At 66.5% G+C, this 17,955-nt stretch carries 18 protein-coding genes; 11 read left to right on the top strand and 7 right to left on the bottom strand.

Translation table 11 applies throughout. The features are described 5' to 3' along the window. Positions 1-42: 42 nt before the first annotated feature. Together cysK and KPL81_RS09005 are read left to right on the top strand one after the other, a co-directional pair. Positions 43-1,533: a cysteine synthase A gene (cysK, locus tag KPL81_RS09010; protein ID WP_219791540.1), complete on the top strand. Its 1,491-nt coding sequence runs from the start codon at positions 43-45 to the stop codon at positions 1,531-1,533. 15 nt (positions 1,534-1,548) lie between these two features. Beyond that, a complete protein-coding gene (locus tag KPL81_RS09005) occupies positions 1,549-2,133 on the top strand; it encodes a peroxidase-related enzyme (RefSeq protein WP_219791539.1) in 585 nt (194 codons plus the stop codon). A gap of 10 nt (positions 2,134-2,143) precedes the next feature. On the opposite strand, the gene KPL81_RS09000 is transcribed toward KPL81_RS09005, so the two are convergent. The 7 genes from KPL81_RS09000 to KPL81_RS08970 all read right to left on the bottom strand — a co-directional run bounded on the left by KPL81_RS09000 (position 2,144) and on the right by KPL81_RS08970 (position 10,166). Beyond that, positions 2,144-2,497, bottom strand: a complete 354-nt coding sequence (locus KPL81_RS09000; RefSeq protein WP_240549148.1) for a Na+/H+ antiporter subunit G — start codon at positions 2,495-2,497, stop codon at positions 2,144-2,146. After that, a complete protein-coding gene (locus KPL81_RS08995; RefSeq protein WP_209472345.1) occupies positions 2,494-2,763 on the bottom strand; it encodes a K+/H+ antiporter subunit F in 270 nt (89 codons plus the stop codon). Before KPL81_RS08995 ends, KPL81_RS09000 begins: the two co-directional genes overlap by 4 nt. Then, positions 2,760-3,269 carry a Na+/H+ antiporter subunit E gene (locus KPL81_RS08990; RefSeq protein ID WP_219791538.1) on the bottom strand — a complete coding sequence of 170 codons (510 nt, stop codon included), beginning with the start codon at positions 3,267-3,269 and terminating at the stop codon, positions 2,760-2,762. The genes KPL81_RS08995 and KPL81_RS08990 overlap by 4 nt, the downstream gene beginning before the upstream one ends. Beyond that, positions 3,266-4,789 (bottom strand): monovalent cation/H+ antiporter subunit D, encoded by a 1,524-nt coding sequence (locus KPL81_RS08985; RefSeq protein WP_219791537.1) that lies wholly within the window; start codon positions 4,787-4,789, stop codon positions 3,266-3,268. The genes KPL81_RS08990 and KPL81_RS08985 overlap by 4 nt, the downstream gene beginning before the upstream one ends. Then, a complete protein-coding gene (locus tag KPL81_RS08980; protein ID WP_219791536.1) occupies positions 4,786-5,124 on the bottom strand; it encodes a Na+/H+ antiporter subunit C in 339 nt (112 codons plus the stop codon). The genes KPL81_RS08985 and KPL81_RS08980 overlap by 4 nt, the downstream gene beginning before the upstream one ends. Further along, positions 5,124-7,916 (bottom strand): monovalent cation/H+ antiporter subunit A, encoded by a 2,793-nt coding sequence (locus KPL81_RS08975; RefSeq protein WP_219791535.1) that lies wholly within the window; start codon positions 7,914-7,916, stop codon positions 5,124-5,126. The genes KPL81_RS08980 and KPL81_RS08975 overlap by 1 nt, the downstream gene beginning before the upstream one ends. A gap of 270 nt (positions 7,917-8,186) precedes the next feature. Next, positions 8,187-10,166, bottom strand: coding sequence for a sigma-54-dependent Fis family transcriptional regulator (locus tag KPL81_RS08970; protein WP_219791534.1), 1,980 nt, complete (start codon positions 10,164-10,166; stop codon positions 8,187-8,189). A 324-nt stretch (positions 10,167-10,490) separates the two neighbouring features. Here KPL81_RS08970 and KPL81_RS08965 point away from each other — a divergent pair, with 324 nt between their 5' ends. From KPL81_RS08965 to KPL81_RS08925, 9 genes are all read left to right on the top strand, one after another. Next, the gene (locus KPL81_RS08965) at positions 10,491-11,000 is read left to right on the top strand and encodes a twin-arginine translocation signal domain-containing protein (RefSeq protein ID WP_219791533.1); all 510 of its coding nucleotides are present in this window, start codon (positions 10,491-10,493) and stop codon (positions 10,998-11,000) included. A 61-nt stretch (positions 11,001-11,061) separates the two neighbouring features. Then, complete coding sequence (locus KPL81_RS08960; RefSeq protein ID WP_219791532.1) at positions 11,062-12,642, top strand: GMC family oxidoreductase; 1,581 nt, start codon at positions 11,062-11,064, stop codon at positions 12,640-12,642. 13 nt (positions 12,643-12,655) lie between these two features. Then, positions 12,656-13,654, top strand: a complete 999-nt coding sequence (locus KPL81_RS08955) for a thiamine pyrophosphate-dependent dehydrogenase E1 component subunit alpha (protein ID WP_219791531.1) — start codon at positions 12,656-12,658, stop codon at positions 13,652-13,654. Then, the gene (locus KPL81_RS08950; protein ID WP_276314034.1) at positions 13,651-14,739 is read left to right on the top strand and encodes a 2,3-butanediol dehydrogenase; all 1,089 of its coding nucleotides are present in this window, start codon (positions 13,651-13,653) and stop codon (positions 14,737-14,739) included. Before KPL81_RS08955 ends, KPL81_RS08950 begins: the two co-directional genes overlap by 4 nt. Then, complete coding sequence (locus KPL81_RS08945) at positions 14,736-15,773, top strand: alpha-ketoacid dehydrogenase subunit beta (RefSeq protein WP_219791530.1); 1,038 nt, start codon at positions 14,736-14,738, stop codon at positions 15,771-15,773. Before KPL81_RS08950 ends, KPL81_RS08945 begins: the two co-directional genes overlap by 4 nt. Positions 15,774-15,784: 11 nt before the next feature. Then, a complete protein-coding gene (locus KPL81_RS08940; protein WP_209472336.1) occupies positions 15,785-16,021 on the top strand; it encodes a biotin/lipoyl-containing protein in 237 nt (78 codons plus the stop codon). Positions 16,022-16,031: 10 nt separating this feature from the next. Then, on the top strand, positions 16,032-16,802 hold the full coding sequence (locus tag KPL81_RS08935) for a 2-oxo acid dehydrogenase subunit E2 (protein WP_338035601.1): 771 nt from the start codon (positions 16,032-16,034) through the stop codon (positions 16,800-16,802). Positions 16,803-16,816: 14 nt separating this feature from the next. Then, complete coding sequence (locus KPL81_RS08930; RefSeq protein ID WP_219791529.1) at positions 16,817-17,542, top strand: lipoate--protein ligase family protein; 726 nt, start codon at positions 16,817-16,819, stop codon at positions 17,540-17,542. Further along, positions 17,539-17,895 carry a TfoX/Sxy family protein gene (locus KPL81_RS08925; RefSeq protein WP_219791528.1) on the top strand — a complete coding sequence of 119 codons (357 nt, stop codon included), beginning with the start codon at positions 17,539-17,541 and terminating at the stop codon, positions 17,893-17,895. Before KPL81_RS08930 ends, KPL81_RS08925 begins: the two co-directional genes overlap by 4 nt. Positions 17,896-17,955: the final 60 nt, after the last annotated feature.

The raw sequence follows: 17,955 nt of genomic DNA, 5'->3' as shown, positions 1-17,955 counted from the left end.
GCGGGCCAACCCTGTCGGCATAGCCACCCGAGGAGATTCACCATGACCCGCTACGCCAGCATTCTGGAAACCGTCGGCCGTACGCCGCTGGTGCGACTTGCCCGGCTTGCGCCGCCGGACGTCAACGTGCATGTGAAAGTGGAAGCCTTCAATCCCATGGGCTCGGTGAAGGATCGCATGGCCTTGGCGGTGATAGAGGCGGCCGAGCGTAGCGGAGCGCTGCGTCCGGGCCAGACGGTGATCGAGGCCACCAGCGGCAATACCGGCATCGGCCTGGCCATGGTGTGCGCGCGCAGGGGCTACCCGCTGGTAGTGACCATGGCCGAGAGCTTCAGCCTGGAGCGGCGTCGGCTGTTGCGCTTCCTCGGGGCCCGCGTCGTGCTGACGCCGGCTTCCGAGAAGGGCAGCGGCATGCTGGCCAAGGCCATCGAGCTGGCCGAAGCGCATGGCTACTTCCTCTGTCGCCAGTTCGAGAACGAGGCCAATGCCGAAGTACACAGCCGCACCACGGCGCGGGAGATCCTCGACGACTTCCAGGGCGAGCCGATTCATGCCTGGGTGACGGGCTTCGGCACTGGCGGCACGCTCAAGGGCGTATCCCGGGTGTTGAAGGCGGCCGATCCGCGCATCCGCATCGTGGTGGCCGAGCCCGACAACGCCCCGCTGCTGGGCAGCGGCGAGACGCAGCCAGTGGGAGCCAGCCATCCGCGTTTTCGCCCGCACCTGATGCAGGGCTGGAGCCCGGATTTCATCTCGCCGTTGACCCAGCAGACGGTGGCAGCCGGCATGGTGGACGAGATCGTGCCGGTGGCGGGAGAGGAGGCGCTGCGCCTGGCCCGAGAGCTGGCCCGCAAGGAGGGTATCTTCGTCGGTATCTCGGCCGGCGCGACCCTGGCCGCGGCGCTGGACGTGGCACGTCGGGCACCTTCCGGCAGCCATGTCGTGTGCATGCTGCCCGACACGGGTGAGCGCTACCAGTCCACACCGTTGTTCGAGGGCATCGAGGACGAGATGAACGAGGAGGAACTGGCCCTGTCGCGCTCGACGCCGGGCTGTCGTTTCGACGTGCCCGCACCACGTCCGGCTGCCGCCAGCGTGCCACGGGTTGCCGAGCCGGCGGAACTGGAGCGGGATGCCGAGGCCGAGCGCAGGCTGGAAGAGTGTCTGGCCCAGGCGACGGTGGTGATGTTCTCCCTCGCCTGGTGCGAGTTCTGCTGGGCGGCACGCAAGCTCTTCGCCCGGCTGGGGGTTGATTACCTGAGCGTGGATCTCGATTCGCCTGCCTATCAGGAGTACGACATGGGCGTGCGCCTGCGTCCGGTGCTGGCGCAGCGAACCGGGGCGCCCACCATCCCGCAGATCTTCATCGGTGGTGAGCCGCTCGGTGGCTGTGGCGAGCTGTTCGAGGCTTGGGAGAACGGCAGCCTGGGAGAGCGCCTGGCAGCGTGTGGTGTCGCCTACGACCGTGAGGCGAGAATCGATCCCCGGCTCCTGTTGCCGGCCTGGTTGCACCCACGCTCCGCCACGGCCTGAGACGGAGATGTCGACATGAGCTATATCGAGACGATTTTCCCGGAACAGGCCGAGGGTGAGGTCAAGGAGATGTACCGGCGCCAGGAGGCTCATTTCGGATTCTTGCCCAACTATGCCCGGGTCTTCTGTCACCGCCCCGAGGTGATGAAGTGCTGGGCGGCGCTGATCGCGGCCATTCGACGCCCCATGGAGGCGCGCCGCTACGAGCTGGTGACGCTCGCCGCCGCCCGGGCCCTGGGCAACTCCTACTGCTCGCTGGCCCATGCCAAGGTTCTCGCCGAGCTGATGGGCATGGAGGCCACTCAGGCCATGGTGGCGGGCGAAACGGGGCCGCTCAGCGAGGCGGAGCGCAAGATGATGGCCTTCGCCGCCAAGGTGGCCTGCCGCGCCCAGGAGGTCGGCGCCGAGGATATCGAAGCGCTGCGGACGCATGGGTTCGCGGATGAGGAGATCTTCGACATCGTCGCCGTGGTGGCCGGGCGCGCCTTCTTTACGCGCATTCTCGACGGCCTCGGCGCCGAGCCCGACGCGGCCTTCGGTGAACTGCCCGCCAACCTGGTCGAGGCACTCAGCGTGGGCAGGCCGATCGCCTCGGCGTAACTTCGCCTCGCTATTTCTCGGACAAGTCGGGCATGTTGCGCGTGCGGGTCACGCCCGGAAGCCGGCGGCGCAGTGCGGCCTTGCCCATCATGTGGGCGCTGACCGGGGCGGTGACGAACAGGAAGATCGTCACCAGGGCCTCCTGGAACGAGACACCGCCCTGCTGGTAGCTGAAATAGAGCAGCGACCCGATCAGCGTGCAGCCGACGCCCAGGGTGCTGGCCTTGGTGGGGCCGTGCAGGCGAGTGTAGAAATCGGGCAGCTTGGCCAGCCCCCAGGAGCCGATCAGCGCCACCAGGGCACCGAACAACAGGAAGGCGGCGACGATGAGCTGCAGCAACCCCGGCATGTCGATGCTGGTCATTCGATCACATCCCCCCGCAGCAGGTACTTGCTCATGGCGACGGTACTGACGAAACCCATCAGCGCTATCAGCAGCGCCAGCTCGAACAGCACGCCCAATCCCATCCGGATATCCGCCAGCACGATCAGCGCGATGCTGTTGATCATCAGGGTGTCCAGCGCCAGGATCCGATCGACGATATCCGGGCCGACGGCCAGGCGGTAGAGATTGAGCAGGGCGGCGATGGCGAAGAGCGTCATGGCGATCGTGATGACGATGGCGATCATCGGAAGATCTCCTCGAGTGGCTGCTCGTAGCGTTCACGAATGGTGGCGATGGCTTCGGCCTCGTCCTCCAGGTGCAGGGCGTGCACCAGCAGGGTATTGGCCTTGGCATCGTAGTGGATCGAGACGGTGCCCGGCGTCAGTGAGATGGTGCTGGCCAGGATGGTGATGGCGAAGTCATCGTCCAGGCGCAAGGGGTAGAGGAAGAAGCCAGGCTGCAGGTGTCGGGCGGGGCGCAGGATGCGCAGGGCCACCACCAGGTTGGAGCGCAGGATGTCCACCAGCAGTACCAGCAGGTAGCGCAGCAATGGTAGGGGGCGCTTGATTTTCGCCTCCTCGGCCCAGAAGGCGTGGGTCACGAAGGGGATGACCACGCCCAGGGCCAGCCCCAGCAGGGCATGGCCCACGCTGAAGTCATTGACCATCAGCAGCCACAGCAGTGCCAGGAACAGCGAGAACAGGGGATGCGGCAGCCAGAACTGGCGGGTGCGCAACTGTGATGGCGTCATGGTGCGATCTCCTGTGCCGAGGCGATGGCCTGCGGCAGCACGGCGGCAATATAGGCCTGTGGGTCGAGCAGCTGCTCCGCGGTCAGTTCGAGATAGCCCATCACCGGCTCGCCGAATGCCGCCAGCAGCCCGTTGAGGCCGACCATGGCAAACACCAGCGCCAGCGGGCCGCGCTCGAGCGGGTATGGCCTGGCCATGTCGTCGGGGCGCCAGAACCAGTTGCTGCCGGTACGGCTGATGGCGATCAAGGTCAGCAGCGCGGCGGCCAGCAGCACGCCCCACAGCCATAACCCCTGTGGCTCCTGCGCGCTGGCCTGGAGGATCCAGGCCTTGCTGACGAAGCCGCTGAACGGTGGCAGGCCCACCATGGCGATGCCGGCGACGAAGAACAGAGTGCCCAGGAGCCAGCGATGCCCGATGGGGCCAACCGCCGAGAAGCGGTCGTAGCCCGCCTCGCGCTGCCGGCCCAGCAGGTCGGCCAGCAGGAAGAACACTGCGGTCATGGCAGTGCTGTGGATCAGGTAGAAGAGGGCTGCGCCGAGGGAGCCCGGAGTGACGAGGCTTATCGTGGCCAACAGGGTGCCCACTGAGAGAATCACCAGATAGGCGGTGAGGGTGCGCAGGCTGTTCGAGCCCAGCACCCCGACGCCGCCCAGTGCCAGGGTCAGCAGCGCCAGCGGCCACAGCCAGCCCCAGGCGGTTGCGTTGACCGGGGCCTCGCCCAACGCGAAGACCAGCAGGAACACGCGCAGAATGGCATAGATGCCCACCTTGGTCATGATGGCGAAGAGCGCGGCCACCGGTGCGCTGGAGGCGGAATAGGCGCGGGGCAGCCAGAACAACAGCGGCAGGACGGCGGCCTTGATACCGAACACGACCAGTAGAATCAGGCTGGCCGCGGCGAGCAGCGGCGCATCTTCCGCTGGCGCCTCCGCCACCCGCAAGGCCAGGTCGGCCATGTTGAGGGTGCCCGTTAAACCGTAGAGAGTCCCCAAGGCGATCAGGAACAGTGCCGAACTCACCAGGTTGATGATCACGTAGTGCAGCCCGGCGCGGCTGCGGGCGCGGCCGCCGCCGTGCAGCAGCAGGGCATAGGAGGCGATCAGCAGGATCTCGAAGAACACGAATAGGTTGAACAGGTCGCCGGTCAGGAAGGCGCCGTTGAGGCCGGCCAACTGGAACTGGAACAGGGCGTGAAAATGCGCGCCGCGCTTGTCGGTGCCGCTACTGGCGTAGAGCAGACAGCAAAACCCCAGCACGGCGGTAAGTGCCAGCATGATGGCGGAGAGCCTGTCCAGGACCAGCACGATGCCGAAGGGGGCGGGCCAGTCGCCGGCGTGGTAGAGGTGATACTCCCCCGAGCCCGCTATGACCAGGGCCCAGAGGCCCAACAGCACCAGGCCCAGGGTACTGGCGATGCCCATCAGGCGCTGCACGCCGAACGGCAGCCGGTAGAGCAGCAGCTGGCCCGCCCCGGTAACCAGCGGTAGCAGTATCGGCAGGATCAGGGCGTGGCTCATGCGCGGTCCTCGTCCGGGTTCTCGCCGTCGACGTGGTCGTTACGCAGCTCCACCGCCGCCTTGAGTGCCAGCACGACCACGAAGGCGGTCATGGCGAAGCCGATGACGATCGCGGTCAGCACCAGCGCCTGAGGCAACGGGTCCGCGGAGCGCTCGCTTAGGCCGACGATGGCCGGCGCGCCGGCAACCAGGCGGCCCGAGGCGAACAGGTAGAGGTTGACCGCGTGAGAAAGCAGGGTGAGCCCCAGGATGACCGTGAAGGTGCGCGCCCGCAGCACCAGGTAGATCCCGCAGGTGGTCAGCACGCCCAGGGTTATCGCGTAGAGCAGCTCCATCAGCCAATCTCCTTGCCGGGGCCGGCCACGGTCATCAACTTGCCGAGGTTGGCCAGTATCAACAGCGTTGCCCCGACCACGGTGGCATAGACACCTAGGTCGAAGAGCATGGCGGTGGCCAGCTCGATGTCGCCGATCAACGGCAGGTGCAGATGGCCATGGGCCGAGGTAAGGAACGGATAGCCGAACAGCCAACTGCCGAGGCCGGTGAGCACGGCGATCAACAGGCCGGCACCGATCAGCGGTCGGAACGCTGTCAACATGCGTGCCTGCGCCCACACCAGACCGCCCGCCATGTATTGCAGGGTCAGTGCCACGGCGGTGATCAACCCGGCGATGAAGCCGCCCCCGGGCAGGTTGTGACCGCGCAGGAAGATATAGGCCGAGACCAGCAGGGCGACCGGCAGCACCAGTCTGGCCACGGTGCCGAGCATGATCGGGTGCGGCTCGGCGACCCAATGCCCGGGATTGGTGTCGACCACCCGTTCCTTGAGGTGCAGGTCGCGAGTAAAGGCGAAGACTGCCAGCGCCGCGATACCCAGCACGGTGATCTCGCCCAGGGTATCGAAGCCGCGGAAGTCCACCAGGATCACGTTGACCACGTTGGTGCCGCCGCCGCCGGGCAGGCTGTTGGCAAGGAAAAAGTCGGAGATGCTCTGCTGCGGCCGGGTCAGGATGGCGAAACTGAAGGCCGCCACGCCGCAGCCCATCAGTCCGGCAATGGCGAGGTCGCGTGTCATTCTCCTGCGCGAGGACTCCCTGGGCGACTGCTGGGGCAGGAAGGAGAGCGCCAGCATCATGATCACCACCGCCATCACTTCCACCATCAGTTGGGTCAGGGCGAGATCCGGCGCCGAGAAGCGGGCGAAGGCGACAGTGACGAAGAGCCCGGTCACCCCGAGCAGCAACAGGGCCGGCAGCCGATAGTGATGGAACACGACCACGCCGATGGCCGCCAGACACAACAGGATGGCGGCCAGCACGGTCAGTGGGTCGATCGGTCCCAGCACCATGCCGCCGTGCCAGCGTGCCACGCTGAGCAGTTCCATGCCGACCAGCACCACCACGGTGATCATGATGAAGGTGAGGTAGCGTTGCTGCGAACCGTTCTCGAGCTGGAACACGCGCTGCTGGGAGAGGGTAATGATGCGCAGCATGATCCAGTCGAAGATCTCCTTGGCATCCACCTCGGGCAGTTGGGCGTGCAGACGGAACAGCGGATCGCGAATGTGATAAAAGAGCGCGCCGCCCGCCAGCGCGACGAGGCTCATGATCATGGGCAGGGCGCCGCCCAGTACCGCGAAGTCGTAGGCGGCAAGTTCGGCCTGCCGAGATGCCTGGAACGCCGGGTGGACCAGGTAGGTATAGAGGCCCGTCGGTGCCAGGCCCACATAGAGCGTGGCCAGAGCCAGCAGGGCAATGGGCGTGAGTGCCGCCGGGCGGGGCTCCTTGGGTGGCCATACGAGCAGGTCGACGGGCCGGCCGTTGAAGTAGACGTTATGGAAGATGCGAATCGAGTAGGCCACCGAGAACAGCCCCGCCAGGGTCACCCAGACGGGAATCACCAGTGTCGCCCAGGCGGGCGTAGCCACCAGCAGGCTCTCGCTGAACAGCATCTTCTTGCTCAGGTAGCCGCTCATCAGCGGCAGGCCGGCCATGGCGGCGGCGGGGATGGCTGACAGCGCCATCAGCCCCGGCATGAAGCGCCACATGCCGTTGATGTGGCGCATGTCGCGGGTTCCGGTGGCGCGGTCGACGTAACCCGCCATCATGAACAGCGGCGCCTTGAACAGTGCATGGCACACCAGGTGGAAAAGCGCCGCGGCTACCGCCATGGGCGTGCCCAGGCCCAGCAGCAGCATGATCAGCCCCAGGTGCGAGACCGTGGAGTAGGCCAACAGCCCCTTCATGTCGTGCATGAACATGGCCACGAAGGCGCCCACCATCAGTGTCAGCATGCCGGTCAGGCTGACCAGGTGGAACCACAGGTCGGTCTCCGCGAGGGCCGGATGCAGCCGGGCGAGCAGGAACAGCCCCGCCTTGACCATGGTGGCGCTGTGCAGATAGGCGGAGACCGGCGTCGGCGCCGTCATGGCGTGGGGCAGCCACAGGTGGAAGGGGAACTGGGCCGACTTGGTGAAGGCCCCGAGCAGAACCAGGTTGAGCATCAGGGCGTAGTGCTCATGTGCGCGGATGCGGTCGCCGGCCTCGAGGATTATCGAGAGTTCATATCCGCCGGCGGCCTGGCCCAGCAGCACGATGCCGCCCAGCAGCAGCAGTCCACCGCCGCCGGTGATCACCAGCGACATCCGAGCGCCCAGTCGGGATGCATGGTGGTGGCTGTGAAAACCGATGAGCAGGAACGACACCAGGCTGGTCAGTTCCCAGAACACCAGCATGAACAGCAGGTTTTCGGACAGCACGATACCCAGCATGGCCGCCATGAACAGCAGCATCAGCGTGTAGAAGCGCGCGGCCGAGGCGCTGCCCTCGAAGTAATAGCGTGCATAGAGCAGGATCAGGCAGCCGATGCCGGTAATCACCAGGCCGAACAGCAGGCCCAGGCCGTCGAGGCGCAAGGCCACGTTCAATCCCAGCGAGGGCAACCAGGTCAGCTCGCGAATGATGATTTCGCCGCTCGAGACTTGCGGCAGCCAGCTCAGCAGCAGGGCAAAGCTCGAAAACGCGGGCAGGGCGGCGAGGCATGCGAGCTGCCGAGACGTGCCGCCACGGCGAAGCGCAGGAAGCACCGCGCCCAGCAGCGGTAGCAGGATGACGAGGGCAAGGGCCATGCGGTCAGTTACCGCTGTCGTCGTGTGCCAGCGACCGGACCGTTGCTTCGGCGTGCGGCCAGCCGGGTTGCGCGTCGCTGCTCGGCGATTGTTCTTCTCATATCGACTCCCTGAACACGGCGTGAGTCCGATGCGCTGCCGATTTCACTATAGTGTGCGCGTTCAGGGAGGGCATTTCGGCGCGTCAACGCTTGGCGTGAGTGGTGCGCCTGAGGTACGTCTTGCAGAGAGGGCCTGGCGCTCAAGGGACGCCGGGCCCTCGGGAGCGACTTAACTGGCTGGTTGCTGGTTTGGCGGCACGATGCCCAGCCGCTTCATGCGCCGGTAGATGGTGGGGCGCGACAGCCCCAGCTCCCGGGCGACGGCGCTGATGTTCCAGTGGTGGCGGCACAGGGCGCGGTAGAGGAGGTCCTGCTGGATTGGCGGCTCGGATGGGCTTGTCGTGGCAAGAAGCGTCATGCCCTGGCTGGCGCCGGGGTGGGCCAGCCGGCCGTGAACGCACTCCTCGGGCAGGTCGCCGACGACGATCTCGTCTCCTTCGCAGGTGGCCAGGGCGAAGTGCAGCGCGTTGTGCAGTTCGCGGATGTTGCCGGGCCAGGGGTAGGCGAGCAGGGCACTCATGGCGTCGCCGCGCAGGCGCACTCGTGAGCCGCGCTGCTCGTTCAGTTCGGCGAAGATGCGGCGAATCAGGTAGCCCTTGTCGGCCCGCTCGCGCAGCGGTGGCAGGCGCAGGCTGGCACCGTTGAGACGATAGAAGAGGTCCTCTCGGAAGCTGCCCGTCTGCACCCGTTCGCGCAGGTCGCGGTGGGTGGCGGCTACCACGCGCAGATCCACCTTGATCGGCCGGCTGGCGCCGATGGGCAACACCTCCTGTTCGGCCAGCACGCGCAGCAGGCGGGTCTGCAACTGCAGAGGCATGTCGCCGATCTCGTCGAGAAACAGCGTGCCGCCGTCGGCCTGCACGATCAGCCCTTTCATTCCCTTGCTGCGGGCGCCGGTGAAGCTGCCCGGCTCGTAGCCGAACAGCTCGCTCTCGATCAGCGATTCCGGCATGGCGGCGCAGTTGATCGCCACGAACGGCTTGTCTCGGCGCCGGCTGGCGTCGTGCAGCGCACGGGCCATGCGCTCCTTGCCGGTACCGGTCTCGCCGACGACCAGGATATTGATCGGTTCGTTGCGCAGGCGCGCGGCCCGGGTCAGCGTATCACGCATGCTGGGATCGTCATCGGCCAAGGCTTCGAGCGGTGCCAGGCTCGAGTCGCGCGAGACTGGCTGGCCGACCGACGGTCGGCGGGGCGGCTCGATCAGGGTGGCGAAGTGGATCTCGCGGTGGCGCCGGGTGTGGAAGGCCTGCACCCGGTCGTCGCTGTGGTGAGGAATCGCCAGGATCTCCTCCACCTCGCTGTCGAGCAGGTCACGGACGTTCCAGGCCTGGAAAGGGCGTGCCTCGCCGGCTTCGGGTAGCGGCAGGCCGTGATGCCGCAGCAACTTGCGCCCGGCAGTGTTGGCGGCCACCAGGGTACCGTCCTCTTCCATGGCCAGCAGGTAGCGGCGATTGATCTGCACGAACTCCCGCGAGCGATCCAGGCAGACGATATGACGGTCGCCGTAGCGCTGCAGGAAGTAGGCGTCCTCGATCATCTTGGCGGTGTACTTCACCAGTTGCAGGGCGAAGGTCTGCGACTCCTTGCCGGTGGGGGAACGGTAGGCGGAGATGTCGAGTACCGCCAGCAGCTGGCCGTGGGGATCGAAGACCGGCGCCGCCGTGCAGGTCAGCTGGATGTGGTGGGCGCTGAAGTGGTCGCTGTGATGGCAGGTGAGGGCGGTGCGCTCGTGAATGCAGGTGCCCACGGCGCAGGTGCCGGCGTGGGATTCGCTCCAGTCCGATCCCAGGTAGAGGCCGGTGCGCTGGTGCTCGCGCTGGTTGTTCTTGGCACCGAGGAACTGCACGGCGATGCCGCGTGCGTCGGTCAGCAGTACCACATAACCCAGCGGCGCCACCTGGCGGTAGAGCTGCTCGACGCCGGCGCGCGCCACCTGCAGTAGTGCGTCGGCCTGGTCCTGATGCTCGCGCAGGGTGGAGCCGGGGACATAGCGGGCCGGCGAGGGGCGAGAGGGATCGAGGCCGTAGCGGTCGATGCAACGCTTCCAGGAGCGTTCGATCAGTGCCTCTTCACCCGTCGGCGCTGGATTGGCCAGAGCGCTGAGGATCGTCTCCACATGCTGGCGCTGGCTCAGCGTAGTGGTCATGGCGTGCCTCCCCGATTGGGGTCGTTGTGCTTGTTCTCTCAAGGTAAAGGGAAGAAAAGCCCGCGGTCATACGACCTTCGTCGCCCCCGTTACACCTGTAAATCCCCTGTAAACGCCCTGTAGCGGGCGTACGTCCCGTTCACCTCCCATCTGTCACGTTGCGGCGATGGCGATCGGCTGAGAGTGTCTGCGTGGTTCCGAGTTTTCTCAAACCTTTCAATTGATTGGGTGTTAATTCCGTGATTTTGGCACGGAAGCTGCCAAGCACTGGGCGTGATCGTCACCGCGACGTGACGGCTTCCAATAACAACCGAGGGCACGCCCATGACCACGACCTCATCCACGACGCTCAGCCGTCGTCGCTTCCTCACCCTGACCGGCACCCTGGCCGCCGGCAGTCTGGCGTTCAGCGCCTCGACGCTGTGGCCGCGCTGGGCCCGGGCCGAGCCGGAGCTCGCCGCTCGGCTGCTGCGCCTGGGGCGCGACATCTATCCCCACGAGGCGATCGCCGATCGCTACTACCTGGCCCCACTGACGCCGCTGCTCGAGTCGCAACGCGAGTTGATCGCCGCCGGGCTCGACGATCTAGATCGTCGCGCACGGGCGGCACACGGCCGTGACTACGCCGCGATCGAGAGCGGTGTCGAGCGCGAGACGCTGCTGCGCGAGATCCAGGACGGTGAGTTCTTCCAGACCGTGCGCAACACCCTGGTGGTGGGACTCTACGACAACCAGGAGGTGTGGCAGCCGTACTTCGGCTACGAGGGCTCGTCGTGGGAGAAGGGCGGCTACATCGGGCGGGGTTACAACGACCTGGTCATCGACTGGCTGTGATCCACGTCCGGGAGCGTGAGCGACAGGACAGAACAACAAACGACACATGAGGAGAGACGCCATGAGCACCCGATTCGAACACGATGACGACGGGGTGGTGGTGATCATCGGCTCCGGCGCTGGCGGCGGTACGCTGGCCCACGCCCTGGCCCGCAAGGGGATCAAGAGCGTGGTGCTGGAGGCAGGAAAACGCTACGCCATGGAGGACATCGAGAACGACGAATGGGCCATGTTCGAGAAAATCTCCTGGCTCGACGAGCGCATTACCGCCGGCCCGCGCCAGTTGACCGAGACCTTTCCCAACCTGCCGGCGTGGATCGTCAAGGGCGTGGGCGGCAGCACCATTCATTGGGCCGGGGTGGCGCTGCGCTTCCAGCCCCACGAGTTCCGCCTGCACAGCGAGGTGGGCGACATCGCCGGCGCCAACCTGCTGGACTGGCCTATCTCGTATGACGAGCTGGAGCCCTACTACGTGCAGGCCGAACGGCACATGGGCGTTACCGGCGAAGTCACTGGCATGCCGCTGCACGACTGGAACAATAACTTCATGGTGCTGGCCGAGGGAGCCAGGCGGATGGGCTACGAAAAGCTGCGCGCCGGCCCCATGGCGATCAACACCCGACCCTACGACGACCGCTCCCAGTGCATGCAGGCTGGGTTCTGCATGCAGGGCTGCCGCTTCGGCGCCAAGTGGTCGACCATGTACACCGACATCCCCCGCGCTGAGGCCACCGGCTACTGCGAAGTTCGCCCCAACGCCATGGCCTTGACCATCGAGCACGACGAGCGTGGCCGGGCCAACGCCGTGGTCTACGCCGATGCCGAGGGCAACGTGCAGCGGCAGCGAGCCCGGGCAGTTTGCGTGGCGGGCAATTCCATCGAGTCGCCCCGGCTGCTGCTCAACTCGCACTCCTCGCTGTTTCCGGATGGCCTGGCCAATTCCTCCGGCCAGGTGGGGCGCAACTACATGACTCACGCTACCGCCTGCGTGTTCGCCGAGATGCCCAAGCCGGTGAACATGCATCGCGGCACCACCTTCGCCGGAATCATCTCCGACGAGGCGCGGCTCGACCGCTCCCGCGGCTTCGTCGGCGGCTACACCCTGGAGGTGATGTCGCTCGGCCTACCGTTCTTCGCCAAGTTCATGGATCCGGCCAACGGCGGCTGGGGGCGCGACTACGCCGCGATCCTGGAGAAGTACGATCACCTCTCGGGGGTGTGGATCTGCGGCGAGGATCTGCCCATGGAGCAGAACGGCATCAACCTCCACGACACCCGCAAGGACCAATACGGCCTTCCGGTGCCCATCGTCTACAAGGGTGATCACCCCAACGACGAGGCGCTGCGTCGCCATGGCCAGCAGCAGGCACGCAGCTGCTACGACGCGGTGGGCGCGGTGCAGGTGTTCGACGTGCCCGACTTCCCCACCAGCCACAACGTGGGCACCAACCGCATGAGCGCGCGCCCCGAGGACGGCGTGGTGAACAAGTGGGGCCAGACCCACGACATCGACAACCTGTTCGTCTCCGACGGCAGCCAGTTCACTTCGAGCGGCGCCGAGAACCCGACCCTGACCATCGTCGCTCTGGCCCTGCGCCAGGCTGACCACATCGCCGAGCGCATGTCGCGCGGCGAACTCTGACAGGAGCCATCCCATGCTACCGACTGCCGAACAGCGGCGCTGGATGTACCGCCACATGGTACTCAGCCGCTATCTCGAGGAGCGCATCGAGGCGCTCTACATGGAGGGCAAGACCCCGGTCTTCAACATGGCCAAGGGGCCCATCCCCGGCGAGATGCACCTCTCCAACGGCCAGGAGCCTTGCGCCGTGGGAGTGTGTGCGCACCTCACCGCCGACGACATCGTCACCGCCACTCACCGGCCACACCACATCGCCGTGGCCAAGGGCGTCGACCTCGACGCCATGGTCGCCGAAATCTTCGGCAAGGCCACGGGGCTCGCCGGCGGACGCGGCGGCCACATGCACCTGTTCGATGCCGCGGTGAACTTCTCATGCTCCGGCATCATCGGCGAGGGCCTGGGCCCGGCGGTGGGCGCGGCGCTGTCGAGAAAAATGCAGGGCAAGCCTGGCGTGGCGGTAGCCTTCATGGGCGAAGGGGCCGCCAACCAGGGCGCCTTCCACGAGGCGCTCAACCTAGCCGCGGTCTGGCAGCTGCCGGTGGTGTTCGTCATCGAGGACAACGCTTGGGGCATCTCCGTGGCCAAGCAGGCCTCCACCGCGGTGCCGCGCAACGACCTGCGCGCCGCCGCCTATGGCATTCCCGGCCATCACGTGGCCGACAACGACGTGGAGGGCGTGTATGCGGCGGCTGGCGAGGCCATCGCCCGTGCCCGCGAAGGACAGGGGCCGAGCCTGATCGAGATCGAGACCGCACGGCTCGCCGGCCACTTCATGGGCGACGGCGAGGACTACCGGCCCAAGGGCGAGAAGGAGGGGCTCCAGGCCCGCGACCCGATCCCGCGCTACCGCCAGGCACTGCTCGATGCCGGTGTGCTCGACGAGGCCGGCGACGCCGAGCTGGTGGCCGAGGCCCACTCCCGGGTCGAGGCGGCCATCCGCTTCGCCCAGCAGAGCGAGTTCCTGCCGCCCGAGGCGGCACTCGAAGCCGTCTTCGTAGGGGAGCCATCATGAGCACTATGCAAGCGGCAGTCTGGTACGCCGCCAGGGATCTGCGCGTCGAAGCGGTCGAGGCTCCGACGTTGCAGGACCCCCATCAAGTCAAGGTGAAGGTAGCCGCCTGCGGAATCTGCGGCAGCGACCTCCATGAATACAGCGCCGGTCCTATCTTCATCCCGGTCGAGGCGCCGCACCCGCTCAGTGGGCAGCAGGCCCCCATCATCATGGGGCACGAGTTTGCCGGCGAAGTCGTCGAGGTGGGTGAGCGCGTTACCCGGGTCAAGCCCGGCGATCGCGTCGCCATCGAGCCGATCCTGTCGCCCAACCAGGATGGCCGCTACCTGATGGAGCGCTACAACCTGACGCCGCTGCTGGGATTCCACGGGCTTTCGGGCGGTGGGGGCGGTTTCGCCGAGTACACGGTCGTCGGCGAGCACATGGTGCATCTCTTGCCCTCCGACCTCAGCTACGAGCAGGGCGCGCTGGTCGAGCCGGCCGCCGTGGCGCTGCATGCCGTGCGCCAGAGCGCGCTGAAGGCGGGCGACAGCGCCGTGGTGTTCGGCGCGGGCCCCATCGGCCTGATGGTCATCGAGGCGCTCAAGGCTGCGGGAGCCGCGCGCATCGTGGCGGTAGAGCCTTCGAACTCGCGGCGGGCCAAGGCGGCCGAGCTGGGCGCGTTGGTCGTGGATCCCCGCGAACAGGACGCGGTGACCGCAGTGCACGAGCTGACCGACGGCGGCGCCGACTTCGCCTTCGAGGTGACCGGCATACCCGCCGTGCTCAACCAGGCCATCCATGCCACCCACGCCGGCGGCGAGACCGTGGTCGTCAGCATCTGGGAGAGCGAAGCGGCATTCCAGCCCAACGACCTGGTGATCCGCGAGCGCACGCTGAAGGGGATCATCGCCTATCGCCACGTCTATCCCGCGGTGATGGCGCTGATGCAGCGCGGCTACTTCCGCGCCGAGGACCTGGTCACCGCGCGCATCCCTCTCGCCGCAGTGGTCGAGGAGGGCTTCGAGACCCTGCTCGAGGACAAGTCGCAGATCAAGATCATCGTACGACCCGGCGATCAGCCGGGCCAAGGAGTGATGCCATGAGCACCAACGCAAGCACTGCCACGGCCACCCGCAAGCTGACCATAGCCCGGGCCATGGCCGAGGCCACTGCGCAAGAGATGCGGGCCGATCCGCGTGTCTTCGTCATGGGCGAGGACGTCGGCCCGCTGGGCGGCGTGTTCGGCAACACGCGCGGGCTGTTCGACGAGTTCGGCGCCGAACGGGTGCGCGATACGCCTATCTCCGAGACCGCCTTCATCGGCGCCGCCGTGGGGGCTGCGTCCGACGGCATGCGCCCCATCGTCGAATTGATGTTCGTCGACTTCTTCGGCGTGTGCATGGATGCCATCTACAACCTGATGGCCAAGAACACCTACTTCTCCGGTGGCAAGGTCAAGGTGCCGATGGTGCTGATGACCTCTACCGGCGGCGGCTATTCGGACGCCGGCCAGCACTCGCAGTGCCTCTACGCCACCTTCGCCCACCTGCCCGGCATGAAGGTCGTGGTGCCGAGCAACGCCTTCGATGCCAAGGGGCTGATGACCGCCGCCATCCGCGACGACAACCCGGTGGTGTTCATGTACCACAAGGCGCTGCAGGGCATGGGCTGGCTGGGCACCGAGAAGGGCGCCACCGTGCCGGTGCCCGAGGAATCCTACACCGTCGAGATCGGGAAGGCCGCGGTGGTGCGCGAGGGCCACGATGTCACCCTGGTCAGCCTGGGCGTCGGGGTGCATCACTGCCTGCGTGCGGCCAAGGCGTTGGAGGAGGAGGGCTTCTCCGCCGAGGTGGTCGACCTGCGCAGCCTGGTGCCGCTCGACCGCGATACCGTGCGGGCCTCGGTGGCCAGGACCGGGCGCCTAATCGTGGTTGACGAGGACTACCACAGCTACGGGGTCAGCGGCGAGATCATCGCCAGTGTGGCCGAGCACGCCGACTGCCGGCTCAAGGCCGCCCCCAAGCGGGTGGCCTACCCGGACATTCCGATTCCCTTCGCGCCGACCATGGAGCAGTGGGCACTGCCCAACGCCGACAAGGTCGTCGCGGCCTTCCACCAGATGATGAAAGAAAGTTGAGGAGAGACAGCATGACGACTGACATAGCCGTGCCCCAAGACCTGTGGGAAGGCGATACCGAAGGGGTGATCACCTCCTGGCTGGTAAACGACGGCGCCGAGGTGGCACAGGGCGACCTGATTGCCGAAGTTATGGTGGAAAAGGCTCAGTACGAGATCGAGGCACCGCTCTCGGGCAAGCTCGGCATCGTCAAGGAGGAGGACGAAGTGGTGGAAAAGGGCAGCGTGATCGCCACGCTGGAGAGCTGAGGAGATTGGCGTGAAACTCACCACGACACCACATGACGAGGCCCGTCCCTCAGGGACGGGCATGCCACTAACACCGGTGAGGGAGATCCCGCTGAAAGGCATGCGCGGCATGATCGCGACCAGGATGCTGCAGAGCCTGCAAACGACGGCGCAGTTGACCCACCATGCCAGTGCCGGGCTCGGCGCCCTCGAGTCGCTGCGCTCACGCTGCCGCGAACGGGGGCAGGTCGTGCCCTCGTTGCAGGATCTGTTGCTGCGCCTGGTGGTGCAGACCCTGGCCGACTTCCCTGCGCTCAATGCCACACTGGAGGAGAATCGCATCGTCCAGCACGGTGCGGTGCACCTGGGGCTGGCCATACCGCTGCCCGACGACCTGCTGGTGGCACCGGCGCTGTTCGACGCCCAGAACCTGAGCCTGGGACAGTTGCCCGCGGCACGCCGGACGCTCACTGAAAGAGCGCAGGCCGGAAAGCTCGGGGTGCGTGAGCTGACCGGGGCCACCTTCACCGTCTCCAATCTCGGACGCTCGCGGGTGCACCACTTTACGCCGATACTCAACGTGCCCCAGGTGGCGATTCTCGGCATCGGTGGGATGGAGCGGCGCGCCGTGCCATCATCTCAGGGGTGGCGAGAGGAGACGCTCATCGGCTTTTCGCTCACCTTCGATCATCGTGCTGTCAACGGCGCGCCGGCGGCGGCCTTCCTCGATGCCCTGTGCGAGCGTATCGAGGGGCTGCCATCCGATGCGTTCGACAGCGAACTGAGCGTCAACGACGACTAGATGGAGGAAGCCACATGACGGCGCTTTCGCCCGGATTGGATCGCGCGCTCCAGCGGCTCAGCGTCGAGCAGGGCCTGGCCGCCGAGGAGGCCAGGCTCGACGCAATCTGTCAGGGCGAAAGTGAGTTCGAACTGCTGGCCTGGCAGCCGATGGATCGTGCGCTGGTGATGCCACGCCGCCACGAGCGCAACGAGGGTTTTCCCGAGGCGCGCCACACCCTGCGCAAGCTGGGCTGGCCGATACTGTTCCGCGCCACGGGCGGCACGCCGGTGCCGCAATGCGCCGAGGTGATCAACGTGACCCTGGCGCTGCGCTGTCGCGTGGGCAGCTCCGCGGCCCATCTCGAGTGGGGCTATCATCGCCTGGGCAACCCCTGGTGCGAGTGGCTTGCTGCGCTCGGCGTCAGCGACGCCGACCTGGGCTCGGCGCCCGGTGCCTACTGCGACGGGCGCTTCAACGTGCGTATCGGCGGGCGCAAGCTGGTGGGCACCGCCCAGCGCTGGCGGCGGGTGCGCGGTTGTCGCGACATGGCGCTGTTGGTCCACGGCGCCATGCAGGTCGATGGCGATCCGGCCGAGCTGGTCGGCATCGTCAATGCCTTTCAGGAGGCCGTCGGCGATCCCCAGCGCTTCCTCCCCGGGAGCCATGTCGCGCTCACTCAGGCGCTGCCGGGGTTGGAAGTAGAGTCAGTGCTGCCGGACCTGCTGCATCGGCTGGCCGATAGGGAGGAAGCGGCGTGAGCGAGTACACGGATTCGCTTCGCGATGTATTCGAGCTGTTCGGCCCTATCACCGCGCGGCGCATGTTCGGCGGGCATGGCATCTATCACGACGACCTGATGTTCGCACTGGTGGCCGACGAGACGCTCTATCTCAAGGTCGATGCGCACAACCTCGGCGACTTCGAGCGCGAGGGGCTCGAGCCGTTCGCTTATGACAAGGGCGGCAGGGTGGTGCAGATGTCCTATTACCAGGCGCCGGAAGAACTGTTCGAGGACCGCGAGTTGGCTGCGGCCTGGGCACGCCGCTCCTTCGAAGCCGCCTTGCGCGCCCAGGCGGGCAAGCGCAAGAAGAAATCCATGAGCACCGGTTAGCCTCGCCTTACCGGTCACATTCCCTCTGCGTTTTGATGATGTCATTGCATCAAAGTGATG

Origin of the sequence: Billgrantia antri, from assembly GCF_019430905.1 — a bacterium.
In the GTDB taxonomy this organism is placed as follows: Bacteria; Pseudomonadota; Gammaproteobacteria; order Pseudomonadales; family Halomonadaceae; genus Halomonas; species Halomonas antri.
The sequence above is the reverse complement of the archived record's forward strand: the minus strand, read 5'-3'. Positions and strand labels throughout refer to the sequence as shown.

Bases quoted from the DNA above. Each gene is read 5' to 3' on its own strand.
- KPL81_RS08970 (WP_219791534.1), bottom strand. From the start codon at position 10,166: ATGACCACTACGCTGAGCCAGCGCCAGCATGTGGAGACGATCCTCAGC.
- KPL81_RS08990 (WP_219791538.1), bottom strand. From the start codon at position 3,269: ATGACGCCATCACAGTTGCGCACCCGCCAGTTCTGGCTGCCGCATCCC.
- KPL81_RS08930 (WP_219791529.1), top strand. From the start codon at position 16,817: ATGACGGCGCTTTCGCCCGGATTGGATCGCGCGCTCCAGCGGCTCAGC.
- KPL81_RS08955 (WP_219791531.1), top strand. From the start codon at position 12,656: ATGCTACCGACTGCCGAACAGCGGCGCTGGATGTACCGCCACATGGTA.
- KPL81_RS08975 (WP_219791535.1), bottom strand. From the start codon at position 7,916: ATGGCCCTTGCCCTCGTCATCCTGCTACCGCTGCTGGGCGCGGTGCTT.
- KPL81_RS08945 (WP_219791530.1), top strand. From the start codon at position 14,736: ATGAGCACCAACGCAAGCACTGCCACGGCCACCCGCAAGCTGACCATA.
- cysK (WP_219791540.1), top strand. From the start codon at position 43: ATGACCCGCTACGCCAGCATTCTGGAAACCGTCGGCCGTACGCCGCTG.
- KPL81_RS09005 (WP_219791539.1), top strand. From the start codon at position 1,549: ATGAGCTATATCGAGACGATTTTCCCGGAACAGGCCGAGGGTGAGGTC.
- KPL81_RS08995 (WP_209472345.1), bottom strand. From the start codon at position 2,763: ATGATCGCCATCGTCATCACGATCGCCATGACGCTCTTCGCCATCGCC.
- KPL81_RS08985 (WP_219791537.1), bottom strand. From the start codon at position 4,789: ATGAGCCACGCCCTGATCCTGCCGATACTGCTACCGCTGGTTACCGGG.
- KPL81_RS08950 (WP_276314034.1), top strand. From the start codon at position 13,651: ATGAGCACTATGCAAGCGGCAGTCTGGTACGCCGCCAGGGATCTGCGC.
- KPL81_RS08960 (WP_219791532.1), top strand. From the start codon at position 11,062: ATGAGCACCCGATTCGAACACGATGACGACGGGGTGGTGGTGATCATC.
- KPL81_RS08940 (WP_209472336.1), top strand. From the start codon at position 15,785: ATGACGACTGACATAGCCGTGCCCCAAGACCTGTGGGAAGGCGATACC.
- KPL81_RS08980 (WP_219791536.1), bottom strand. From the start codon at position 5,124: ATGGAGCTGCTCTACGCGATAACCCTGGGCGTGCTGACCACCTGCGGG.
- KPL81_RS08965 (WP_219791533.1), top strand. From the start codon at position 10,491: ATGACCACGACCTCATCCACGACGCTCAGCCGTCGTCGCTTCCTCACC.
- KPL81_RS09000 (WP_240549148.1), bottom strand. From the start codon at position 2,497: ATGACCAGCATCGACATGCCGGGGTTGCTGCAGCTCATCGTCGCCGCC.